This window comes from Sphingobacterium sp. UDSM-2020 (assembly GCF_016132525.1).
Lineage (GTDB): Bacteria > Bacteroidota > Bacteroidia > Sphingobacteriales > Sphingobacteriaceae > Sphingobacterium > Sphingobacterium anhuiense.
Genome location: NZ_CP066166.1, coordinates 3,362,790 through 3,384,756 on the forward strand (window position 1 = coordinate 3,362,790; position 21,967 = coordinate 3,384,756).

The 21,967-nt window shown below is 34.9% G+C and carries 19 protein-coding genes; 11 read left to right on the forward strand and 8 right to left on the reverse strand.

All coding sequences use genetic code 11. From position 1 onward, the window contains the following. Positions 1 to 117 precede the first annotated feature (117 nt). Positions 118 to 1,803: a cell division protein FtsZ gene (gene ftsZ, locus JAZ75_RS14140; RefSeq protein WP_132772143.1), complete on the forward strand. Its 1,686-nt coding sequence runs from the start codon at positions 118 to 120 to the stop codon at positions 1,801 to 1,803. A 181-nt stretch (positions 1,804 to 1,984) separates the two neighbouring features. Next, entirely contained in the window at positions 1,985 to 3,127 is a 1,143-nt protein-coding gene (locus JAZ75_RS14145) for a sugar phosphate isomerase/epimerase family protein (RefSeq protein ID WP_132844595.1), read from the forward strand. 25 nt (positions 3,128 to 3,152) lie between these two features. Here the strand turns inward: JAZ75_RS14145 and JAZ75_RS14150 are convergent, their stop codons facing one another. Continuing rightward, positions 3,153 to 3,794, reverse strand: a complete 642-nt coding sequence (locus tag JAZ75_RS14150) for a response regulator transcription factor (RefSeq protein ID WP_132772144.1) — start codon at positions 3,792 to 3,794, stop codon at positions 3,153 to 3,155. Positions 3,795 to 4,052: 258 nt separating this feature from the next. Here JAZ75_RS14150 and mscL point away from each other — a divergent pair, with 258 nt between their 5' ends. From mscL to tsaB, 5 genes are all read left to right on the forward strand, one after another. Further along, complete coding sequence (gene mscL, locus JAZ75_RS14155; protein WP_021190117.1) at positions 4,053 to 4,460, forward strand: large-conductance mechanosensitive channel protein MscL; 408 nt, start codon at positions 4,053 to 4,055, stop codon at positions 4,458 to 4,460. A gap of 189 nt (positions 4,461 to 4,649) precedes the next feature. Further along, complete coding sequence (gene rpmH, locus JAZ75_RS14160; RefSeq protein ID WP_045753170.1) at positions 4,650 to 4,808, forward strand: 50S ribosomal protein L34; 159 nt, start codon at positions 4,650 to 4,652, stop codon at positions 4,806 to 4,808. 66 nt (positions 4,809 to 4,874) lie between these two features. Next, the gene (locus JAZ75_RS14165; RefSeq protein WP_031288357.1) at positions 4,875 to 5,312 is read left to right on the forward strand and encodes a ribonuclease P protein component; all 438 of its coding nucleotides are present in this window, start codon (positions 4,875 to 4,877) and stop codon (positions 5,310 to 5,312) included. Next, a complete protein-coding gene (gene yidD / locus JAZ75_RS14170; protein WP_132772145.1) occupies positions 5,263 to 5,517 on the forward strand; it encodes a membrane protein insertion efficiency factor YidD in 255 nt (84 codons plus the stop codon). The genes JAZ75_RS14165 and yidD overlap by 50 nt, the downstream gene beginning before the upstream one ends. 17 nt (positions 5,518 to 5,534) lie before the next feature. After that, complete coding sequence (tsaB, locus tag JAZ75_RS14175) at positions 5,535 to 6,242, forward strand: tRNA (adenosine(37)-N6)-threonylcarbamoyltransferase complex dimerization subunit type 1 TsaB (RefSeq protein ID WP_208696205.1); 708 nt, start codon at positions 5,535 to 5,537, stop codon at positions 6,240 to 6,242. Here the strand turns inward: tsaB and JAZ75_RS14180 are convergent. Together JAZ75_RS14180 and JAZ75_RS14185 are read right to left on the reverse strand one after the other, a co-directional pair. Continuing rightward, the gene (locus JAZ75_RS14180; RefSeq protein WP_132772147.1) at positions 6,237 to 7,139 is read right to left on the reverse strand and encodes a CorA family divalent cation transporter; all 903 of its coding nucleotides are present in this window, start codon (positions 7,137 to 7,139) and stop codon (positions 6,237 to 6,239) included. The genes tsaB and JAZ75_RS14180 overlap by 6 nt on opposite strands. 111 nt (positions 7,140 to 7,250) lie before the next feature. Beyond that, positions 7,251 to 7,862 carry an OmpH family outer membrane protein gene (locus JAZ75_RS14185; protein WP_021190122.1) on the reverse strand — a complete coding sequence of 204 codons (612 nt, stop codon included), beginning with the start codon at positions 7,860 to 7,862 and terminating at the stop codon, positions 7,251 to 7,253. Between the two features lie 190 nt (positions 7,863 to 8,052). Between JAZ75_RS14185 and gyrB the strand changes: the two genes are divergently transcribed. The 4 genes from gyrB to JAZ75_RS14205 all read left to right on the forward strand — a co-directional run bounded on the left by gyrB (position 8,053) and on the right by JAZ75_RS14205 (position 16,608). Then, positions 8,053 to 10,011: a DNA topoisomerase (ATP-hydrolyzing) subunit B gene (gene gyrB, locus JAZ75_RS14190; RefSeq protein WP_183915796.1), complete on the forward strand. Its 1,959-nt coding sequence runs from the start codon at positions 8,053 to 8,055 to the stop codon at positions 10,009 to 10,011. A gap of 536 nt (positions 10,012 to 10,547) precedes the next feature. Further along, positions 10,548 to 12,623 carry a helix-hairpin-helix domain-containing protein gene (locus JAZ75_RS14195; RefSeq protein WP_208696207.1) on the forward strand — a complete coding sequence of 692 codons (2,076 nt, stop codon included), beginning with the start codon at positions 10,548 to 10,550 and terminating at the stop codon, positions 12,621 to 12,623. Continuing rightward, positions 12,623 to 14,710: a ComEC/Rec2 family competence protein gene (locus tag JAZ75_RS14200; RefSeq protein ID WP_208696209.1), complete on the forward strand. Its 2,088-nt coding sequence runs from the start codon at positions 12,623 to 12,625 to the stop codon at positions 14,708 to 14,710. Before JAZ75_RS14195 ends, JAZ75_RS14200 begins: the two co-directional genes overlap by 1 nt. Further along, positions 14,707 to 16,608, forward strand: a complete 1,902-nt coding sequence (locus tag JAZ75_RS14205) for an ATP-dependent DNA helicase RecQ (protein ID WP_132844585.1) — start codon at positions 14,707 to 14,709, stop codon at positions 16,606 to 16,608. Before JAZ75_RS14200 ends, JAZ75_RS14205 begins: the two co-directional genes overlap by 4 nt. 1 nt (position 16,609) lies before the next feature. Here JAZ75_RS14205 and JAZ75_RS14210 read toward each other — a convergent pair whose 3' ends face one another. The 5 genes from JAZ75_RS14210 to JAZ75_RS14230 form a co-directional block, all read right to left on the reverse strand. After that, positions 16,610 to 17,071, reverse strand: a complete 462-nt coding sequence (locus JAZ75_RS14210) for a YciI family protein (RefSeq protein WP_208696211.1) — start codon at positions 17,069 to 17,071, stop codon at positions 16,610 to 16,612. Further along, positions 17,072 to 17,635, reverse strand: a complete 564-nt coding sequence (locus tag JAZ75_RS14215; RefSeq protein WP_208696213.1) for a YdeI/OmpD-associated family protein — start codon at positions 17,633 to 17,635, stop codon at positions 17,072 to 17,074. A 13-nt stretch (positions 17,636 to 17,648) separates the two neighbouring features. Further along, complete coding sequence (locus tag JAZ75_RS14220; protein ID WP_208696215.1) at positions 17,649 to 18,482, reverse strand: sulfurtransferase; 834 nt, start codon at positions 18,480 to 18,482, stop codon at positions 17,649 to 17,651. Between the two features lie 105 nt (positions 18,483 to 18,587). Next, positions 18,588 to 20,522, reverse strand: a complete 1,935-nt coding sequence (gene rpsA / locus JAZ75_RS14225; protein ID WP_132844577.1) for a 30S ribosomal protein S1 — start codon at positions 20,520 to 20,522, stop codon at positions 18,588 to 18,590. A 470-nt stretch (positions 20,523 to 20,992) separates the two neighbouring features. Continuing rightward, positions 20,993 to 21,967: a YihY/virulence factor BrkB family protein gene (locus JAZ75_RS14230; RefSeq protein ID WP_208696217.1), complete on the reverse strand. Its 975-nt coding sequence runs from the start codon at positions 21,965 to 21,967 to the stop codon at positions 20,993 to 20,995.

Genomic DNA, 21,967 nt, shown 5'->3' on the forward strand with positions numbered 1-21,967 from the left:
CCACATTTTAAACATTTGTGGAAAAAAATTGTTGAAAATATGTTATTATTACATTACGAATATTGAGTTTAGGTGAAGTTTGTACTGAAGTCATTATGAGTTAAATAGGGATAAGTTATGTCAATACAGTTTGAAATGTTAAAAGAACAATCATCAATAATTAAGGTTATTGGGGTTGGTGGTGGTGGCGGTAATGCCGTTAACCACATGTATAAACAAGGAATTAGTGGGGTAGATTTCATCGTGTGTAATACCGATGCTCAAGCTTTGGAGTTAAGTCCAATACCTAATAAAGTACAATTGGGTATGAGTTTGACAGAAGGTATGGGTGCTGGTGCAGATCCTGATGTAGGTGAAAATTCAGCTATCGAAAGTATTGACGATATCAAACGTATGTTAGGTACTAATACCAAAATGCTGTTTATTACTGCAGGAATGGGTGGTGGTACTGGTACTGGAGCTAGTCCTGTATTGGCAAAAGCAGCTAAGGAATTAGGTATTTTGACTGTTGCGATTATTACAACTCCCTTTACTTTCGAAGGTAAACGTCGCCGTTCGCAAGCCGAAGAAGGTTTATCTGAATTGCGTAAATATGTAGATTCGTATTTAGTGATCTCTAACGATCGTTTGAGAGAGATTTTTGGGAATCTTACCATGACAGCAGCTTTTGCAAAAGCTGATGATATTTTAACAACTGCCGCAAAAGGTATCGCTGAGATCATTACTATCCCTGGTTATGTAAACGTCGATTTTAAAGATGTGCGCACAGTGATGAATGATAGTGGTGTTGCCATTATGGGTAATGCTGTTGCTGAAGGTGAAGACCGAGCTATTAAAGCAGTTGAAGGAGCTCTTGCTTCTCCGCTATTAAAAGATAATGAAATTGAAGGTGCCCGTTATATCTTACTGAATATTACTTCTGGTTTAAAGGAAGTAACTATGGATGAGGTTGCTATTATTACTGATTATATTCAAGAGAAAGCTGGTCTTTCTGCAGATTTAATCTGGGGTAATTGTATTGATGAAAACTTTGGCGAGGAACTATCTGTAACAATTATTGCGACAGGATTCCAAACTTCTGAGGAAAGAGATATTGAACGCGAAAATACGAAAGTTACGATGCCTTTAACGGCTGCAGAACAAGTAGCATCTTTTGTTAAACCGGTTAATCAATTTGTACAGAAGGAAGTGACGAATACACCTCTTGTTAATCCTGTGCAAACAAATCCAGAAAACGTTTCAGCTCCTATCCCGACTAACGATTTGTTTTCTGCACCTAAAAATGCTGTTCAACAACAGGTGGCTGTTGAAGGGAATTCGATTATTCGTCATGAATTAAATTTTGAAGAAGTGGTCGAAGAAGAGGCTTCGTCAGCAAATCAAGGAAATGATTTCCAATTAAAAACTTCTCCTTCTGTATTTCAATTTCAGATGCCTACGGTATTTGACGATTATACTGCTGGATCTGTTTCTCCGCAAGAGGAGCAGGCAAATAATTTCTCTGCTTCTGTTAATAATAAAGCTGAGATAGAACAGGTGGAAGAGGAGCAAGTTTCTTTTGAAGATCAATTGGTACGTACAAAAGAACGTATTTTGAGATTGAAGGAGTTGAGTATGAAATTAAAATCTTCAAATGGTCTTCAGGAATTGGAAAATGAGCCAGCTTACAAAAGAAAGCAAATGTCATTAGATGATACGCCGCATTCTTCACAATCTCAGGTTTCCAGATTTACACTGTCTTTTGAAGATGGAAATACAGAAATTAGACCCAATAATTCTTTTTTACATGACAATGTAGATTAGTTTAATTTTGCATAAATAATATGAAAGCTATCTCGTGTGAGATAGCTTTTTTTTGTATCTTTAATTTTTACCATTTATATAGAAATACATTATATTTATGAAATAGCAATGTTGTAAAAACTCTAAAAAAGAGCATATGCATGGTTATTTCATAGAACCGATAAAAACAAGTAGTATAGATATGAATCGCAAATTGAATAATCCAATATGGGTGATGAGTTCAGCATTTGACAAGCTGGATTTACCTGAATTAATAGATAAAACAAAAGAAGTCGGAGCTTCGGGTATTGATTTATGTGTGTTTAGAAAAGATGGCACACGTCAGGATCATACGGCAACACATCTCAATTATGAAGGTTTTACAGCGGAGGATGCAAAACGCACAATAGAAGTTTTCAATCAGGCCGCTTTACATCTGTCTTTAGGGGCTTTTGAGAATATGATCGGTGGAGAAGAAGGTGAACGGGTTAAAAATCAGAATCATTTATTAAAGCTTATTCGGATTGCTCATTTACTCGGAGGAGATGCCAATAATGTAAAAGTGGGGACTTTTGTTGGTTATAATCACGATCTTGGTAATCAGATAGATGGCTTTCAGAAAAATCTAGATGAATACAAACGTGTTTTTGCACCAATTATTAAATATGCTGAAGATCTAGGGGTAACGGTATTGTATGAAAACTGTCCTATGGAAGGCTGGAGATCGTCGCGTTATAGCAGTACTTATAATAATTTGCCAGCAGTATTGGCCGCACGAAAATTGATGTATGAAATGATACCAAGTAAAGCACATGGTGAAATCTATGATCCATCACATGATGTTTGGCAAAATACAGATCCAGTATCTGTTATCAATGCTATGGATATTGAGCGGTTACACCGTATTCATATCAAGACTACACGCAATTTAAGTACGCAAGCGCGCACGGACTGGGGCGGCATGTATCCAATGCAGCATGTTGATGCTGACCTTGCTAAGGCAGCTAATATTGCAATTCCAGCACATGATTGGGATAGACATCATTACGAAGCCATGCTTCCTGGATTTGGAGGGTCAGATAGCATGGACTGGAGAGCATTTGTTGATACTTTGCAAAACCGCGCTTTTACCGGAGTTTTTGAAATAGAAAACGAAGCTAAAAATTCAAAAGATACAGGGGTTATGTCTGCTATTTTACAGGGCTTTAGTACCTGTGTTAATTTCTTTGCACCAATGTTATGGGAACTGGATGAAAAGAGTGGATATTCATATAAAAATGAACGTGACTTACAGATCGTACACGGAAAAGATATTCCTGTTGTAACAATTGATCAGTTGTCTTAAAAAAAAATAGAATTCACTCTGCAAACTAGTTTGCAGAGTGAATTCTAAATATTTCAATGAGCTCTGGAATATTAGAGACATTTAATTTTTCAAATATTCTACTTTTGTAAGTACTTACAGTTGACGGGCTAAGATCTAAGCTCGTAGAGACTTCAATGATCCCCAATCCCTGCATTAAATACTTTGCAACATCTACTTCTCTGTTTGAAAGTCGGGAAAGCGGATTCATCGTGTTTATCTTAGCTTTGGTTTGAGTTAGCTTCTTAACATAAAGGTCTTTTACTTCATCCGACATGTATTTTCCTCTTTCTTTTATTGTTAATATTGCATTACTAAGCTCTGCCATAGCCGTGCTTTTATTGACAAATCCGGCAGCGCCAGCTTCAATATATCTTAAAGCATAAAGAGATTCATCATAAGAAGAGAATACCAGTATTTTGATGGACGGTTGTATTTCTAGAATTTCTTTTACTACTCTAATATTATTTCCTCCAGGCATATTGATATCGAGTAAAAGTAGATCAAAATCTTCTTTTTCTAACAATGTTAGAACCTCACTATAATCCTGAGCCTGTGTAATGATACAGGATGGCATAGTTTCTTTTATAATGACAGATGCTCCTAATCGAACAATACTATGGTCGTCGGCAATTAATATTTTTTTCATGAGCGATATTTAGGAAATATTATTTTGCGAATTGTGTTGTTTAAAAATAAACAAAAATACTGAATTCGAAATAATAAATGCGTGTAAATATAGTCAAAGATTAGTTCTTTTCTGTTTATTTTATTTCTCGCTACTTTGTGTTGTAAATTGGCTAACGATATTTTACCGTAAATATTAATATTTTTGTGTCAGTTTTATTGAAATAAGTTTATATTTAGGTATAGAATTACAATAATTGCAATATTAAACATTTATTTTATGGGAATTTTGAAAGAGTTTAAAGAATTTGCTATGCGCGGTAGCGTAGTTGATTTAGCAGTCGGTGTTATTATCGGTGGTGCATTTGGAAAAATTGTAACGTCATTGGTAGATGATATCATCATGCCACCAATTGGTTATTTGACAGGAGGTGTTGATTTTTCAGAAATTAAATATGTACTTAAAGCTGCAGATGAGGTTGCAAAAAAGCCAGAAGTAGCGATTAATTTAGGAAACTTTATTAATGTCGTGATCCAATTTCTAATTGTTGCATTTTGTATTTTTATGGTGATTAAAGCCTTAAATTCGATGAAACGTAAGGAAGATAAAGCTCCTGAAGTGGCACCTGCTCCAACAAAAGAAGAAACACTTTTAACAGAAATCAGAGATTTACTTAAAAATAAGTAATCATATACTTTGGTAAAAAATTAGATGAAGAATAGGGTATTCTTCATCTGTTTTTTTTATGGAATATTTCGATATTTTGGAGAAGTTGCATTTATTGTTTGTTATTCTCTAAAATATATTTTACTTTTGCATTCCTCTTTAGGGAGTTTTATTAATAGAATCAAAACATAATTTAGCATATTAAGCGTCATGAAAAGAACATTTCAGCCATCGCAAAGAAAAAGAAGAAACAAGCACGGATTCAGAGATCGCATGAGTTCTGCAAATGGTAGAAGAATTTTAGCTTCTCGTAGAGCAAAAGGTAGAAAACGCCTTACAGTTTCTGACGAAGGTCGTCACAAAGGTTAATATTTTTGCGTAGCTGGTGGCCAGGAGGCTCGTGTAATGACATGGCCGACTTTTCAGTCATCGATTATGATTAAAAATACATTTAAGAAAGAAGAACGTTTATGTAGTGTCAAGTTGATTGATACGCTGTTTCATAAAGGTTCTTCTTTTGTTTGTTATCCCTACCGTGTTGTCTTCTACGCTCCAAGAGAAGACGATCATCTCATCATGGAAAATTCTTCATCACAGGTCATATTAGCGGTTTCTAAACGCCGGTTCAAACGTGCTGTTGATCGTAATCTGATGAAGCGCCGTATGAGAGAATGTTTTCGTTTACAAAAAAATGAAGGCTTAACACCATTTTTAGAAGAACATCAATTACCTTTGTTATTCACAATACAATACGTAGGTAAAGGTCTGTTAGCATATGATTTTCTGTATAGTCATATGGAAAAAGCTTTGGTAAAATTAAAGAATGAATGTTCTAAACTATATTTGGCAAAAGATTATCAAGCGGATATTTAGTCTGTTATTTTTAGCTATTATCCGGTTTTATCAGATTTTTATTTCTCCCTTTTTGGGAGCTAACTGTCGTTATACACCAACCTGTTCACAGTATGGTTATCAAGCCATTCAAAAATATGGTCCCTTTAAAGGAGGATGGCTTGCTATAAAACGTATTTTAAGTTGTAATCCCTGGGGTGGCCATGGTCACGATCCTGTTCCTTAATATTTTTTATTTTTTGTATGCATACTTATATTTTACAAATCGAGACTTCTACTTCTATGTGTTCAGTCGCTTTGGTTGAATCGGGAATTGTTCGTCAGCACGAAAGTGTCAATGAACCTAATGTTCACGCCTCACAGCTAACTTTGCTTATACAGGCTTTGTTGGATCAGGAGAATATCTGTTTTAAAGATTTGTCAGCAATTGCGGTGAGTATGGGGCCAGGTTCTTACACCGGCTTAAGGATTGGGGTTTCTACCGCTAAGGGTTTGTGCTATGCCCTGGATATACCTTTGATCGCTGTCAATACGCTAGATGCTATTTATTCGGGTTTTCGTGCGAATGAAGGGAAATCACTATCGTACAACCTTTATATCCCGATGTTAGACGCGAGAAGGATGGAGGTGTACTGTGCTTCATTTGATGATACAGGAAGATCGGTAGTAACTACTCAAGCTTTGATTATCGATGCCACAAGTTTTGATCAATTTATAGTACAATACCCTCGTATTTGTTTATTTGGTCCGGGAGCGGATAAATTAAAAGATGTATTTAGTACTGGACAAGGTGTAGATATTATTGAGGAAGTACAGACGAACGCGACTGATATGAGCAAAATTGCTTTCGATAAGTATCAAGCTAAAGATTTTGAAGATGTTGCTTACTTCGAACCCTATTATTTAAAAGATTTTGTTGCAACCACTGCAAAGAAAAGACCTGGTTTATAACCAGCCCTTTCTTTTGAACCAGTAATAGATTGCTAGCGATATTCCAAGCATAATAATAATTGCTACAGGATATCCATAGTACCATTCTAGTTCAGGCATGTTTTTGAAATTCATACCGTAAACGCCAGCGACAAAAGTAATCGGCATAAAAAACACGGAAAAGATGGTTAAAATACGCATGATTTCGTTCGTGTGATTGGAGGAAATATTAAAATAGATATTGAGGAGCTGACTTGTGTTCTCTGAAAGATTGTCGTACAGGGTATTGGCTCTCAAATATAGATCTTTTAAATCTCGGCTGTAGACATTGCGTTTTTGATTAGCATGAAAGTGCTCTACAATTTCTTTGTACAATATGATAACCTTCCTGACAACATCAATCTGTCTTTTAATAAAATAGACATGTTTGAGGACTAGCTTTTTTTGACGTGTCAGAAAAACGCTTTCTTCATATTCATCCAATTTAGTTGATATTTTGGGCAGTATTTTTTCAAAAGAGGCGAGCGCCGCCGTGCTCAGGTAATTAGCTAAATGTTTACTGTCTTTTAATTTTGGAGATCTAAAATCCAAAAGTTTCATTTTATGAATGAATTCTACATTTTTTTTATGAAGTGTAATGACGAAGTCTGCACCATAGAAAATAGTTAAACGATCTGTTATTTCACCAATATTGTCGGAGTTATCCTTAAATGTTGCAGATACCATCCTTAAGATAATAAAAGTATAGTTGTCAAACTCTTCTATTTTTGGAAGATGTTCAGGTTCTAAAGAATCTTTAATAGATGCCTGATTGAGGTTATATTTTTCTTTCAAAATTTCGAGATCCGTTACACTTGGCTCGAATACATCGACCCATTCATAACTAGCTTGCTCTTTACTTACTATAGTGGATATCATAAATTAATCGGATTTTAGGTTAATATACCGAAGAGATTTTCAAAAAGCAAATTGTTGTTAAATAAGAAAGCCGCTCATGAGCGGCTTTCTTATTTAACTATTTTAGAAATGTTATTTCTTTTCTTTTTTATATTCTTCATTTAATTGTTTCACCACTTCATTCGTGATTTCCAATTTTGAATCAGCATACAATACTGTCGGATTTGATTTCGAATATGTCAGTACAAGTGTATAACCGTTATCACTTGCATGTTTCTTCAAAAATTCGGTAATTTTATTGTAGACATTATTAAATTCAGCGGATTCGTCTTGTTGTATTGAAGCAGATGCATTTTGATCTAAACGGCTTAATTCGTCTTGTTTACGTGCTAATTTTTCTTCTGTTGCTTGTCTTTCTGCAGCACTTAAATTAGGTGCTTTTTGTTGGTATTCTGCAACTTCACGTTGAAAAGCCTGGCTTTTAGCCTGAAGATCTGTTTGTGCTTTTTTAACTTTTGCTTCTAATTTACTTCTAATGTCCTTAAAGTACTCATATTTTTGAGATAAAGAATCTGAATTGATGTATACAATTTTCTCAACTTTTGTTGAAGAAGTGTTTGCTGAAGTAGAATCTTTGGAAGTTGTAGCACCAGTACTTTTTCCCTCTTGGTTACAAGAAATAGCGGCTACTGATATTGCTACGCCTAAAGTTACCTTTGATAATGTTGAAAATATATTACTCATTGTTTATTTGATTACACGTTTTAATAAGAACAAACCTACTATAAAAAAATTACATTTAGGATTTTCGACTGCTAAAATATAAAATAATTATGGAATAATAGCGCATTAAATTGCTTGTTATCACTTCTCGTTGACTTGTTAAAGTGGTTAAAATTTCGTATTTTTGATTACAAGTATTTAATTAGTTTCAATGAGCGAAGAAAACAAAAATGCATCATCCTATTCAGCCGATAATATCCAAGTTTTAGAGGGATTAGAGGCTGTACGTAAACGTCCTTCCATGTATATTGGAGACACAGGGGTTAAAGGTTTGCACCATTTGGTATATGAGGTCGTCGATAACTCTATCGATGAAGCCGTTGCAGGTTATTGTACAGATATTTTTGTCACTATCCATAAAGACAATTCTATTTCCGTAAAGGATAACGGACGTGGTATTCCAACAGGTATCAATAAAAAGGAGAATAAATCGGCACTGGAAATTGTAATGACTGTATTACATGCTGGTGGTAAATTTGATAAGGATACGTATAAGGTATCAGGTGGTCTTCACGGTGTGGGGGTTTCCTGTGTAAATGCTTTATCTATTCATTTGTCCGCAGTTGTTCACCGTGATGGTAAAGTTTTCCAGCAAGAGTATGAAAAGGGAAAACCTTTATATACGGTGAAGGAAATTGGTGAATCTGATGCTACGGGTACTATTGTTACGTTTACTCCCGATAGTGAAATTTTCACAACGACTACGACTTATAACTATGATACATTAGCGAGTCGTCTTCGTGAATTATCTTTCTTGAATAAAGGGATCACTTTATCTTTAACAGATGAGCGAGAAACTTTGGAAGACGGTACTTTACGTCAAGATGTGTTTTTATCTGAAGGTGGTTTACAAGAATTTGTCCAGTTTTTAGATAGTAACCGTCACCCAATCATACCACATCCGATTTATGTTGAGGGTATCAAACAAGGTATTCCTGTTGAATTGGCTTTACAGTATAACGAGACTTACACTGAAAATGTGCATTCATACGTGAATAACATTAATACCATTGAAGGTGGTTCACATGTTGCCGGTTTTCGTCGTGGTTTGACGCGTACATTAAAAGCATATGCCGATAGATCTGGTTTATTGAAAAATTTGAAGGTAGAAATTACTGGAGATGATTTTCGTGAAGGTCTAACAGCTGTTATTTCGGTGAAAGTCGCTGAACCTCAGTTTGAGGGACAGACAAAAACCAAATTGGGTAACTCTGAAGTAATGGGGGCTGTTGATGTTGCCGTAGGAGAAATTTTAAATATCTATTTAGAAGAGAATCCTCGCGAAGCAAAAGCAATCGTACAAAAGGTTGTAATCGCAGCTCAAGCTCGTGCTGCGGCTCGTAAAGCTCGTGATCTTGTACAAAGGAAAACTGTAATGGGTGGCTCAGGTTTACCTGGTAAGCTCGCAGATTGTCAAGATAATGATCCTACAAAATGTGAGATTTACTTTGTCGAGGGAGATTCGGCTGGTGGAACTGCGAAATCAGGTCGTGATCGTAAGTATCAAGCGATTATGCCACTTCGTGGTAAAATTCTAAACGTAGAAAAGGCAATGGAACATAAGATCTATGAAAATGAAGAGATCAAAAATATGTTTACTGCCCTAGGTGTTAGTTTAGGTACTCCAGATGATCCTAAAGCATTAAACTTAGAGAAATTACGTTACCATCGTATTATTATCATGACCGATGCGGACGTCGATGGTTCTCACATCACAACTTTGATTCTAACGTTCTACTTTAGATACATGAAAGAATTGATTGAGAAGGGATACATTTACATCGCGACTCCACCATTATATTTGGTTAAAAAAGGTAAAGATCATCAATACGCTTGGACTGAAGATCAACGCTTAAATGCTATTCAGCAATTGAAAGGCGGAGGTAAAGAAGACAGCGTACATGTACAACGTTATAAAGGTCTTGGAGAAATGAACGCAGAACAACTATGGGATACAACAATGAATCCTGAGACGCGTACATTAAGACAAGTAAACATCGAAAATGCCGCTGAATGTGATCGCATATTCTCAATGTTAATGGGTGATGAGGTTGCACCTCGTCGTGAGTTTATTGAACGCAATTCACGTTACGCTAAAATAGATATTTAATTATTTTAAAATTTTAATCTCAGAAAGGTCTAACTACTCAGGTAGTTAGACCTTTTTTTTTGAAGCGGAGCAATCTATATTTTTTGCCTAATTAGGTTAATAACTGTAACTTATATATAGTCTTGGTATTTTCGTTGTACTTAAATTACGTTTTATCGTCGATTTTAGGTTAACGATTAACTCTCTGCTAAAGCGTGTTCTATGATCCGTTGATAATCTTCTTCAACCATATAATACGTATTAGTTTGCTGTAATTAAAGATTAATGATGCTGATTGATAAAAATTATGATTTACTGCGCCTATCTTATTTAGGTGATTATTTTTGCTTTTACCCTAAGTGAGAATGCGATAATGCTATAAAAAACCTCTCCTGGTTTTTAATTGTAGCAACGGTTATGGCATCTTTTAAAGAATTAATTGATGCATTCGTTACAATATTTCTTTAGGTAACATAATTATTACTTATTGTAATAGTCATGTTCCGATATGTGAAATAATATGAAATTAAACTTTTTATTATCTATATATCAAATTTATGATTCTTATTTTTTTAAGTGATAAGTCTTTGAGACTTAAACTTTACCTAATAATTTGGATCTTGTTAGGTAGCGCTATTGCAACATATAGTCAAGAGTATAATGAATTGACTTTTGATCAGTTATTTGAACAACTATTGGAAGAATTAGAGGAGGATGTAGATGCAAGCGAAATTTCAGAGAGATGGTCATATTACTTGAAAAATCCGATTGATTTAAATAAAACAGACGGACGTGAATTGCACGATTTATTATTTTTAAGTGTTGTTCAGATCGAAAGCCTGTTGGCACATAGAAAAGAATCCGGTGATTTTATTTCTAAACAGGAGTTACAAAGTATAATCGGGTTTGATTTGCGTACAGTTCAGTATTTACTTCCTTTTGTTACTGTTTCAGGTGATATGCATTACAGAGATTTTACAGTTAAGAATTTCTTAAAATCGAAGCAAGAAGTTATGTTACGATATGGACGTTTATTGCACCGTGCCAAAGGATATTCGATTACTGATACAGCCAGGTCGCGCTACCTTGGGGATCCGAATCGATATACTGTACGTTATCGGCTCAATTACAATGATAAGATCCGGCTCGCTATTAATATGGATAAAGATGCAGGGGAGTTGTTTTTCAAAGACAAGCAACGGTATGGTTTTGATTTTTATGCTGCAAGTTTAGCGATTCGCGATCTTGGTAAAGTAAAACAGTTAGTGATTGGAGATTTTGCCTTACAAATTGGCCAAGGCTTAACCATGTGGAATGGATTGAGTTTCGGTAAAGGAAGCATGATCGAAAGTTCTGCTAGGCAGGGGATAGGTTTAAGACAGTACACATCTTTGAATGAAGCAAATTTTTTAAGAGGTGTAGCAGGTTCTTTGTCTTTAGGTAAATTTGAATTTACACCTTATATTTCTTATCGAAAGATTGATGGCAATATGGAAAAGGTGAATGATGATTGGGTGATATCTACTTTGTCCACTTCAGGTCTTCATCGTACCCCAACAGAACAGCGATATCGTAATGCGATCGGACAACTGGTTTATGGAGGTAACTTACTTTACAGCAAAAATAGATTTAAGATAGGTGGAAATTTTGGTGCTACCCATCTAGAAGGTGTTAAACTTTTGGGCAAAGCTCTTGAAAATAAATATGATTTTGAGGGTAATTTACTTCGAAATGCTAGCCTCTATTATAATTACACTTATCGTAATTCTTATTTTTTTGGAGAGATTGCTACGAGTTTTGATGAAGGATATGCTTGGTTAACGGGAATTATGACCAGTATAACTCCAAAGTTTTCCACAGTTCTTTTATATCGTGATTATCAAAAGAACTATCATAGTTTCTTTGCCCAGTCAATGGGAGAAAATAGCAGTACTAAGAATGAAAAAGGACTCTATACAGGTCTTGTTTTTCATCCCTCTCGAAAAATTCAATGGACCGCTTATCTGGATGTTTTTAAGTTCCCTTGGTTGCGATACCGCGTACTAGCACCTTCTTCAGGCTATGATATTATGTCCCAATTCTCTTATATCTGGTATAAGAAGGGCCAGATATCAGTGCGCTTCCGATACCGTGTGAAAGAAGAAAATACTTCGGCTTCAAAAAATGAAAAGGTTTTCTTGGCAACAGTTAATAAATACCAATTGAGATTTGAATACAAATATAAATTAAGTAATATCTGGAGCATTCGTAGTAGGCTTGAAGGTGTTCAATATCTGAAAGAGTCCGAACAAAAAGAATATGGGTGGATGGCCTATCAGGATCTGTTTTTTAACCCCAAGAGTAGTAAAATAGCAACAAATATGCGTTTAGCTTATTTTCATACTGATAGTTATAATACCCGGATTTATGCTTTTGAAAATGATGTCTTATATGCTTCTTCCTTTCCACTGTATTATCAAAAAGGTTGGCGAATGTATAATAATATACGTTACAGAATACATCGAAATATTGATTTATGGACTAAAATATCAGCTTTCTATTATCCTGAACTTGAAAAAATAGGTTCGGGGTTAGATGAAATTCAGGGAAATATCAAATCAGAAGTTAAAGTACAGCTAAGACTCCAATTTTAATGAAGACGAATTTTGAAGAACAGCTGAAAAAGCTTCCATTTCTTAAAATTGTGCTATTTTATGGTATTGGAATAGGAATTGCCAATTTTTTTGAACCTAGCAAAAGCATGTTTAATTTGATACAATTACTGCTTGTTTTTAGCTTTTTATCGCATCTCGTATTTTTCTTTTATACTTCCCGTTTAGAAATTTTATCTATTGTAAATAGCTACATTATTTTGATTTTTTTCGGAATTTGGAATATCTGGAGAACGCATGATCAGGTGGATATTAACCATTTTCTCATTGGTACTAGTGATCAGTATATTGCGATGGTGGATGAAGAACCGGTTTTTTACAATAATTCAGTTCGATTTTCTGTAACTCTGTTAGCAAAACGTATCGATTCAACATTTCAAAAGGCGACAGGTCGGCTTATGGTGACGTTGCCTTTTGATCAAAAAGACTCTCGTATACAATATGGTGATGAGATGGTTTTAAAAAATAAGGTGAAACCCATCCCAAAGCCACTTAATCCATTGGAATTCAATTATAGAGATTATTTAAAAAATCAGGGTATCGATGGCCAGATTTATTTGAAGTCAAAGGAGTATAAAATCATTCGTCATCATCAAGGTTTTGGGATTAAAGCCCGAGCTTTAGAATTAAGGAGGGAGCTCGTCAGTAAATTTAGAAAATATCTGAAAGATGAAGATTCTTTTCAAATTGCAGTGGCATTGATCGTTGGTTATAGAGCAGTGATGTCACAAGATATTGTGCAGACTTTTAGTAATACAGGTACTATTCATGTGCTGAGTGTTTCAGGTATGCATGTTGGAATAGTCTTTATTGTTTTGATGTGGTTGCTAGCCAAAGTAAGTGGTAATTATACTCTAAATCTTTTAAGAATTGTTATGTTGCTTTGTGCGATCTGGAGTTATACCATCTTAACGGGAATGGCACCTTCCATATTACGCGCAGCGATCATGTTGAGTTTTTTTCTTATTGCTAGATCAATGCAGCGGGAAGGCAATATGCTCAATACAATGGCATCTTCTGCATTCCTACTTTTATTATTGCAGCCCAATATATTATTTGATATCGGGTTTCAGTTATCTTACTTTGCTGTTTTAGGAATTGTTTTATTTTTTCCACTGTTTAAACGTCTATCTATTTTTGAAAGTAATCGCTTCAGTCGCATTATATTGGATAGCGTCGCTATTTCTTTGAGTGCTCAAATTATGACAGCACCGTTTTCATTGTTTTATTTTGGACAGTTCCCAAATTATTTTTTAATTGCGAACTTACTTGTTGTTTTACCTGTTACGCTCATTATGTATATCGGGATGGCGATGATGTTCATTCCTGTTGATATTATCAATGTTTGGTTAGGGTATGCTATGGATTGGCTTATTAAGAAAATGTTTTTCACATTGGAGTTTTTGGATCAATTACCTTTTGCAACATGGACTGGAATTGTCCTTTCTCCAACTTTAGTTTTGATCAGTTTAGTTTTCTTGTTCAGTTGTAGTTACGCATTTTATTGGAAAAATAAGTTTGCTCTATACATGAGTGTATGTTTTCTATTGATTGGCCTTAGCACTTTCAGCTATTTACAGTATTTGCAGTTTAATTATACAGGATTTCGCATTTACAGTACCAGAAAAGAGATTGCACTTGCTTTTATACAAAAGAATAACATCACCATGGTTAGTTCTTTCAATTCTTTAGATGCCAGAAATTTGGTTTATAGTGTAAAAAGGGATTTGTCACGTTTCTCTAATTGGGAAGATATTAATTTTCTTCCATTGATATCATATGATTCTGTAAGGACAAATTACCTTATTCAGAAACCCAATTTAACAATCCAAATTATGGAGCATTCTTTACTAAGTCATCGCTCTACAGATATTTTACTTGTTAGAAAAAATAGTAAATGGAATTTTATGGAAAATGTAAGAATTATAAAACCTAAGCTTGTGCTGTTTGATGGAACGAATAGCGATTTCAATATTCAGATGTGGAGACAGCAACTTGATGATATGGGGGTGGCGCATTATACCATAAAAAATAATTTTGCGTATGTTTGGGACAAGGAGTTATTATGAGTGTAGATAGCATCAGCATATTAAAACAGTATTGGGGACATGATGAGTTTCGACCTCTTCAGGAGGAAATCATCCAATCTGTACTGGATAAGAAAGATACCCTAGCTTTATTGCCTACAGGTGGTGGTAAATCAATCTGTTTCCAGGTTCCGGCAATGATACTTCCTGGTATCTGTATTGTCGTGACGCCTTTAATCGCTTTGATGAAAGATCAGGTAAAACATCTCAAGGATATCGGTATCGAAGCTGTTGCTATTTATTCGGGTCTTAAACCACGAGAAGTTGATATTATATTGGACAATTGTATTTTTGGCCATATAAAATTTCTTTATTTATCTCCCGAACGTTTGTATAGTGAATTGGTACAGGAACGTATCAAACATATGCCTGTCAATCTCTATGCAATCGATGAGGCTCATTGTATTTCACAATGGGGGTATGATTTTCGACCTTCTTACCTTCAGTTGTCTAAACTGAGGGAGATACATCCTGATATTCCTTTTCTAGCTTTAACTGCAACAGCTACCACGTCTGTAATTGCAGATATTCAGGATAAATTAGCCTTTAAAAAGAAGAACGTATTTGTTAAAAGTTTCTTGCGTGATAATCTCGGATATATGGCGCTGGAAGAAGAAAATAAATCGGGACGGATGCTTCGTGTCATTCAAAAGCTGGGAGGCTCAGGTGTCGTCTATGTGCGAAATAGAAGAGAAACTCAAGAGATTGCACGTTTCTTAGTAAACAATGGGATCTCCGCGGATTTTTATCATGCTGGTTTGATAGGAAAAGACCGTGATGATAAGCAAGAAGCTTGGATGCAAAATAGAACACGCGTTATTGTTGCGACCAATGCCTTTGGGATGGGAATTGACAAATCGGATGTCCGGTTTGTTATTCACTTGGATATCCCTGAATCTTTAGAAGCTTATTATCAAGAAGCAGGAAGAGCGGGCAGGGATGGAAAAAAGGCTTATCCTGTTATGTTATATCAGCAGGAAGATAAGAATCGTCTTTTAAAAAATTTAGAACTGAGTTTTCCAACCGTAGCCTTCATTCAACAAGTCTATCATTACCTATGTAATCACTTTCAAATTCCTTATGGTGCAGGGGAGGGAGTTGTATTTGATTTTGATGTAGTCTCCTTTATAAAAAAATATAAACTTGAAACAATTCCTACTTTAAGTGCCCTCAAGTTTTTAGAAAAGGATGGCTGGTTGACGCTTTCTGAAGCTGTCTTTATTCCTTCTCGATTTAAATTTGAAGTGAACCATCAAGAGCTCTACAAAATTCAAGTTCAATATGAGCGTTATGATAAACTTATAAAGGCTATATTACGATCGTATGGAGGAGTATTTGATGATTATATTTCCATAAATGAATATGAGTTTGCAAAAAAGTTAGGTGTTTCTTATGAGCAAATTGTAAGTTTGATCAACGCCTTGGTTAAAATGGAAATTGCGAGTTATATTCCTCCAACAGATAGTCCACAGCTATCTTTTCTGCAGGACCGTGTTGATTATAAGAATCTGTATGTAGACCATGTTTTCATTAGAGAAAGACAACGTGTAAAGACTGTTCAGATCGAGGCGATGCTCAATTATATTGAGCATTCACAATGTCGTAGTCAGTCACTACTCCATTATTTTGGTGAACAGAATACACTATTTTGTCAGGTCTGTGATCTGTGCCTAATTCGTAATCATCGTGTGAAATTGCATCATAATATAAAATTGGAGATAGAACGCATTTTATTGAACGAAGCTCAAACGATACACGATCTTATTGAAAGGATCTCTCTTGGTGATGATGAAATAAAATTGGAAGTAGTGCGAAATTTAATAGATCATCATAAGATTATGGTCGTAGATGATCGGTATATCTGGAATACCAATATCTAGTTTAAAATTCAAATTTATTTACTTTTTCACTGGCTTCTAAATATAATGGTAGCGCCGCAGATCCGTACCATAACGTGATTTCGGAGATTAATAAACCAGCTTTAATGGCAGGATCAGTAGACAATAATGATTCTGCTTCTTTGATAGTTTTAACATTTAATATAAAGATACCGCGATAATCTCTTTCATTTTTCCCAAATGGACCAGCTACAATTAGTTTTTTCTCTTTTGCAAGGCGTTGAATATTTTTCATATGTCCATCAAAAAGTCGATTGACAGAATCTTTATCGGTTATTTTTGTCGCGCCCGTTTTTAGAAGCACGAAACTATAATACTTCATTCCATAATTGTCAGCTCCTAATGAATCTGCTAATACATGGTCATATTTAGCATTAGTCTTTTGTGCATAAGAACGAGATAGTGTACCTAATATCAATAATCCAAGGTAAAGTATATTTTTCATCTATTTTTTATATTTATCATATAAACCTTTTCCACTTAATATAATAGGTTTAATTTTTTCTAGACGGTTTACTTTTGTTTTATCTTGTTTAGCTTCATGAATATACTCATAATATTCATTCTTTTTTGCAGCACTGAGATTCTCAAAATTCCTTTTTAATTGCGGGTCGTTCTTTAATGCTTCTTCAAATAATGCGGGAATGGATAAATATTCTTTTTTCCCTGGAATGAGTTTTAATCCCTTTTCTTCAATATTAATGGCCTGCTGTATATATTGTCTGAGTAGAGATTTATCAATTTGACTTTGATCGGTAAATTTCCATTGACGCAGGTTTTTCGTTTTTTCTCCCTGTGTTGCTGTTAAAACTGCTGCCGGATCTACCAGGTGCGATCCGTTAAAAAACCAAAGTGCAAAATGATCTTTAAATCCAGCAAATGAAATAACATTTTTTTGTTGATACGTGAATACCGGACCACCCCATTTTGTTGTTTCTTCAAGTGGGAACTCTTCAATTATGCTGCGTAGGATTAATAATTCTTCCCCCCATTTGCTTTGCTTATCCATAAATCTGTAATAACTAGTTGGAAATAGGTAAATGGAGTTCTTCCTGTCCCCACTCGGACCAAGAACCGTCATATACTTTGATGTTTTTATTACCAAGCAAATGACTGGCAAAAGCTAGGATCGATGCTGTAATACCTGATCCACAGGTGAAGATCTGTTCATTGCTATTATTAAATGATTTAAACAATTTTTGCAATTCTTCTTTTGAATCGTAGCTGTTTCCTTCGAGAACAAGATCAAATGGAAGATTATGAGAATTGGGAATATGCCCTCCTCTTAATCCTGCTCTGGGTTCTGGAGCTGAGGCAATAAATCTTCCTTGACTACGAGCATCAATAATGCTTGTTTCACTATTATCATAATGAGCTAAAACGTAATCTTTATCCGCATACCATTTTGAATTAAAATGAGCTTTGGCTTTACCCCTTTGTTGTGATTTTATGTGATGGTTTACTAAGGGAAGATGTTGTTCTTTCCATGTTGGAATTCCACCTTCAAGTATATAAACTTGATCAAATCCCATAACCTTAAACATCCACCAAGCTCTAGGACTTGAATATATACCCCAACGGTCATATACTATAATGATGCTATCTTGATTGATACCAAGTTCCTGAATTCCATTTGTGAAGGTTTCCTGGGAAACAAGTGTGTGTGGTAGCGGGTTGTTTTTATCTGAAAAGGTATTTTCGATATCAAAAAAGAGCGAGCTGCCTATTACTTCTAAGTTCGTACCCTTTAGCGATTGACCTACTTTGTCAATTGTACAATCTAATAATACAATTTTGGAATTGTTTAATTCACTACTAAGCTGTGCAGGAGTGATTAGTGAAGAGGGAAAGTACATGGGTTATTTCATTTACGTTATGTAAATTTAATCATGTTTTTGTTATAAACAAAAAAAGCCCTAGCTAAATGCTAGGGCTTAATATTATCGAGTTGATGTTAAAAACTATTTAGCGTTTTTCTCATCACCTTCCATTTGCTCTTTCAATTGTGCAAGAACGTCTAAGTCACCTAATGTAGATTTCTCAACTGAATCTTTTACTTTTTTAACAGCATTGTTTGCTACTTTAGCTTCTTTTTTACGAGCATTGAATTCTTCAACACGTGCTTCAGCTCTTTCATCTTCCCAGATACGAGAGTGAGAAATTACTAGACGTTTGTTTTCTTTGTTGAATTCAATGATTTTGAATGAAGCAACTTCGTCAACTTTAAGTGCAGAGTTATCTTCTTTTACAGAGTGTTTAGATGGACAGAATCCTTCAACACCATATTGTAAAGCAACGATATCACCTTTGTCACCAACTTTCAATACAGTACCTTCATGAACTGAATCAATTGTGAAGATTGTCTCGAAAGTATCCCAAGGGTTTTCTTCTAATTGTTTGTGACCTAAAGATAATTTTCTGTTTTCTTCATCTAATTCTAAAACAACAACATCTAATTTTTCACCAACTTTAGTGAATTCGTTAGGGTGGTTGATTTTTTTAGACCAAGATAGATCAGAAATATGGATTAAACCGTCGATACCTTCTTCTAATTCTACGAACACACCGAAGTTAGTCATGTTTTTAACTACTGCAGTTTGTTTAGAACCAACTGGGTAACGCTCAACAATGTTTTTCCAAGGATCTGGAGTTAATTGTTTGATACCTAAGCTCATTTTACGCTCTTCGCGATCTAAAGTTAAGATCTCAGCTTCGATTTCATCGCTTACTTTTAAGAACTCTTGTGGAGAACGTAAGTTTTGAGACCAAGACATTTCAGAAACGTGAATTAAACCTTCAACACCCGGGATGATTTCTAAGAAAGCACCGTAATCAGCAACTGTTACGATTTTACCTTTTACTTTAGAACCAACAGCTAAGTCTTTATCTAAAGATTCCCAAGGATGCTCAGAAAGTTGTTTCAAGCCTAAAGCGATACGTTTTTTCTCATCATCAAAATCTAAAACAACTACGTTAATAGTTTGATCTAATGATAATACCTCTTTTGGATGCTCGATACGACCCCATGAAATATCAGTAATGTGAAGTAAACCATCAACACCACCTAAATCGATGAACACACCGAAGTCAGTGATATTTTTAACAGTACCTTCTAATACTTGACCTTTTTCTAATTTAGATACGATTTCAGATTTTTGGTTCTCTAAATCGTTTTCAATTAATACTTTGTGTGATACGACAACGTTTTTAAATTCGTGGTTGATTTTAACAACTTTGAATTCCATTGTTTTACCTACGTAGATATCGTAATCACGGATAGGTTTAATATCGATTTGAGATCCAGGTAAGAATGCTTCAACACCTTTGATATCAACGATAAGACCACCTTTAGTACGACTTTTAACAAAACCGTTAATGATAGCATCATTTTCCAATGCTTCATTGATAGCTTCCCAAGATTTTTGAGTTTTAGCACGTTTGCGAGATAATACTAATTGTCCATTAGCATCTTCTTGCGACTCTACGAAAACGTCAACTACGTCACCAACTGCCAATTCTGGTAAGTCACGGAATTCAGATAATGAAACCAAACCATCAGATTTGAAACCAACATTCAAGACAACGTCTTTATTGTTGATAGAAACAACAGTACCTTCGATAATTTCACCTTGATTGATTTGGTTGAAAGTACCTGCGTATTGTTCTTCTAATTTAGCGCGCTCAGCATCGCTGTAATTTCCGAAACCTTTATCACTAGCATCCCAGTCGAATTCGCCTTCTGGAGTGATCCATGTGTTAGATTTGATTTCTTCGATTAGTTTTGAATCAGCCTCTGATTCAATTTTTTCTGTGTCTTTCACCACTCTGGTGTCAGCGCCTTGTAGCTCCGCGTTTTTCGCTGCTAACTCTTTTTCTACTTCTTGTTTTTTTGCCATTAATTATTTTTTCTCCTTTTCCCCACATTGTAGGGACTGCAAAAATACGAAAAACTTTTATTAACAAGTATTTATATCTATTTTTTTTTAAATTGTTATCCACATTTATTCAATTACTAGCAGTTTTGAACAAAATTGACTGTTAAAACATAATTGGATTACGACTCTTCCACATGGAATTGGGGCATATGTTCCTAGCAATTGTTCTAATCTGGCAGTGGTTGTAGGGCGTAAATTACTTCGATTTGGTTGTACAGGTACATTTGAGAAATTATTGAGCAGTATGATCGAATTGTAACTTAAAAAATAGGGGCTATGAATTTTATTGATTTTGAGGGAGATAGGGGATTTTGCTTTTTTTTTCTGGTAGCCGATATTTAAAAGCAGAATTAATAAGAAGATTGGACAGCTGTTCCGATTTATAGTGTAATAAACTAATTTTAAAAAAATAGACGATTTCTCAAGCTGAACTATAAATTTTCGTTATTTGCTCTGAATGAATTGTAGGATTTTGGCCTTACGATTTTAATACTTTGTTTGGACAGAGCAATGGCCGCATTTAGTTCGTAACCTATTAGTAATATTAATGTATTGAGATACATCCAGATCATGATGACAATTAAAGTTCCAATAGATCCATATAGCTTATTGTACGTGCCAAAATGGTTGATATAGAATGCGAATCCGGAGAAAGTTAGAATAGCTAAAATAGTAGCTAAGGTTGCTCCAGGGCTAAATATTTTCCAGCGACGGGAAGATGTTGGTGCAAATTTATAAAGGCAGCTCACCGTAAAGAAATATATACCGAATATTACGAACCAACGAGCTGCCTTTATGACAAAGGCCCAGAAACTATTGGTTATAGCAATACTATCTTTTAGATAATTAACAACAATGCCAGCATAAGTAAATATAGTCATTCCTATGGTTAAGGCTGTTATGATCAAAAAAGCGAGTCCAAGCGCAATCATTCTACGTTTTATCCACGTACGTTTTTCAGCAATAAGAGAGGCTTTATTGAAAGCCCGCATCATGGAAGCCATTCCATTGGTAGCAAAGTAAGCTGCCAATATAAAACCGAAAGATAAAAGTCCTCCATTCTGATTTTTAATAATGTCTTCTAATGTAGTCTCCACTACTTCATAAGCATTATGTGGAATGACTACTTCCAAAAAATCTAAAAGTTGTTCTTGAAAATTGTCTATTGGTATATAAGGGATCAATGTAAATAGAAAGATGATCCCTGGAAAAATAGCCAGCATGAAACTATAAGAAAGTGATGATGCTTTGCTTAAAATAGAGTCACGAGATATTTCTTGAAAAAAGAATATGGCTACAGTATAGAGCGGCAAGGATCCAAATCCAGGTAAAATCACTCCTTTACTCCATTCAATAACTTGATTGTAAGGTTTTAATTTCAATAAGTATTGATGAATATTGGACAT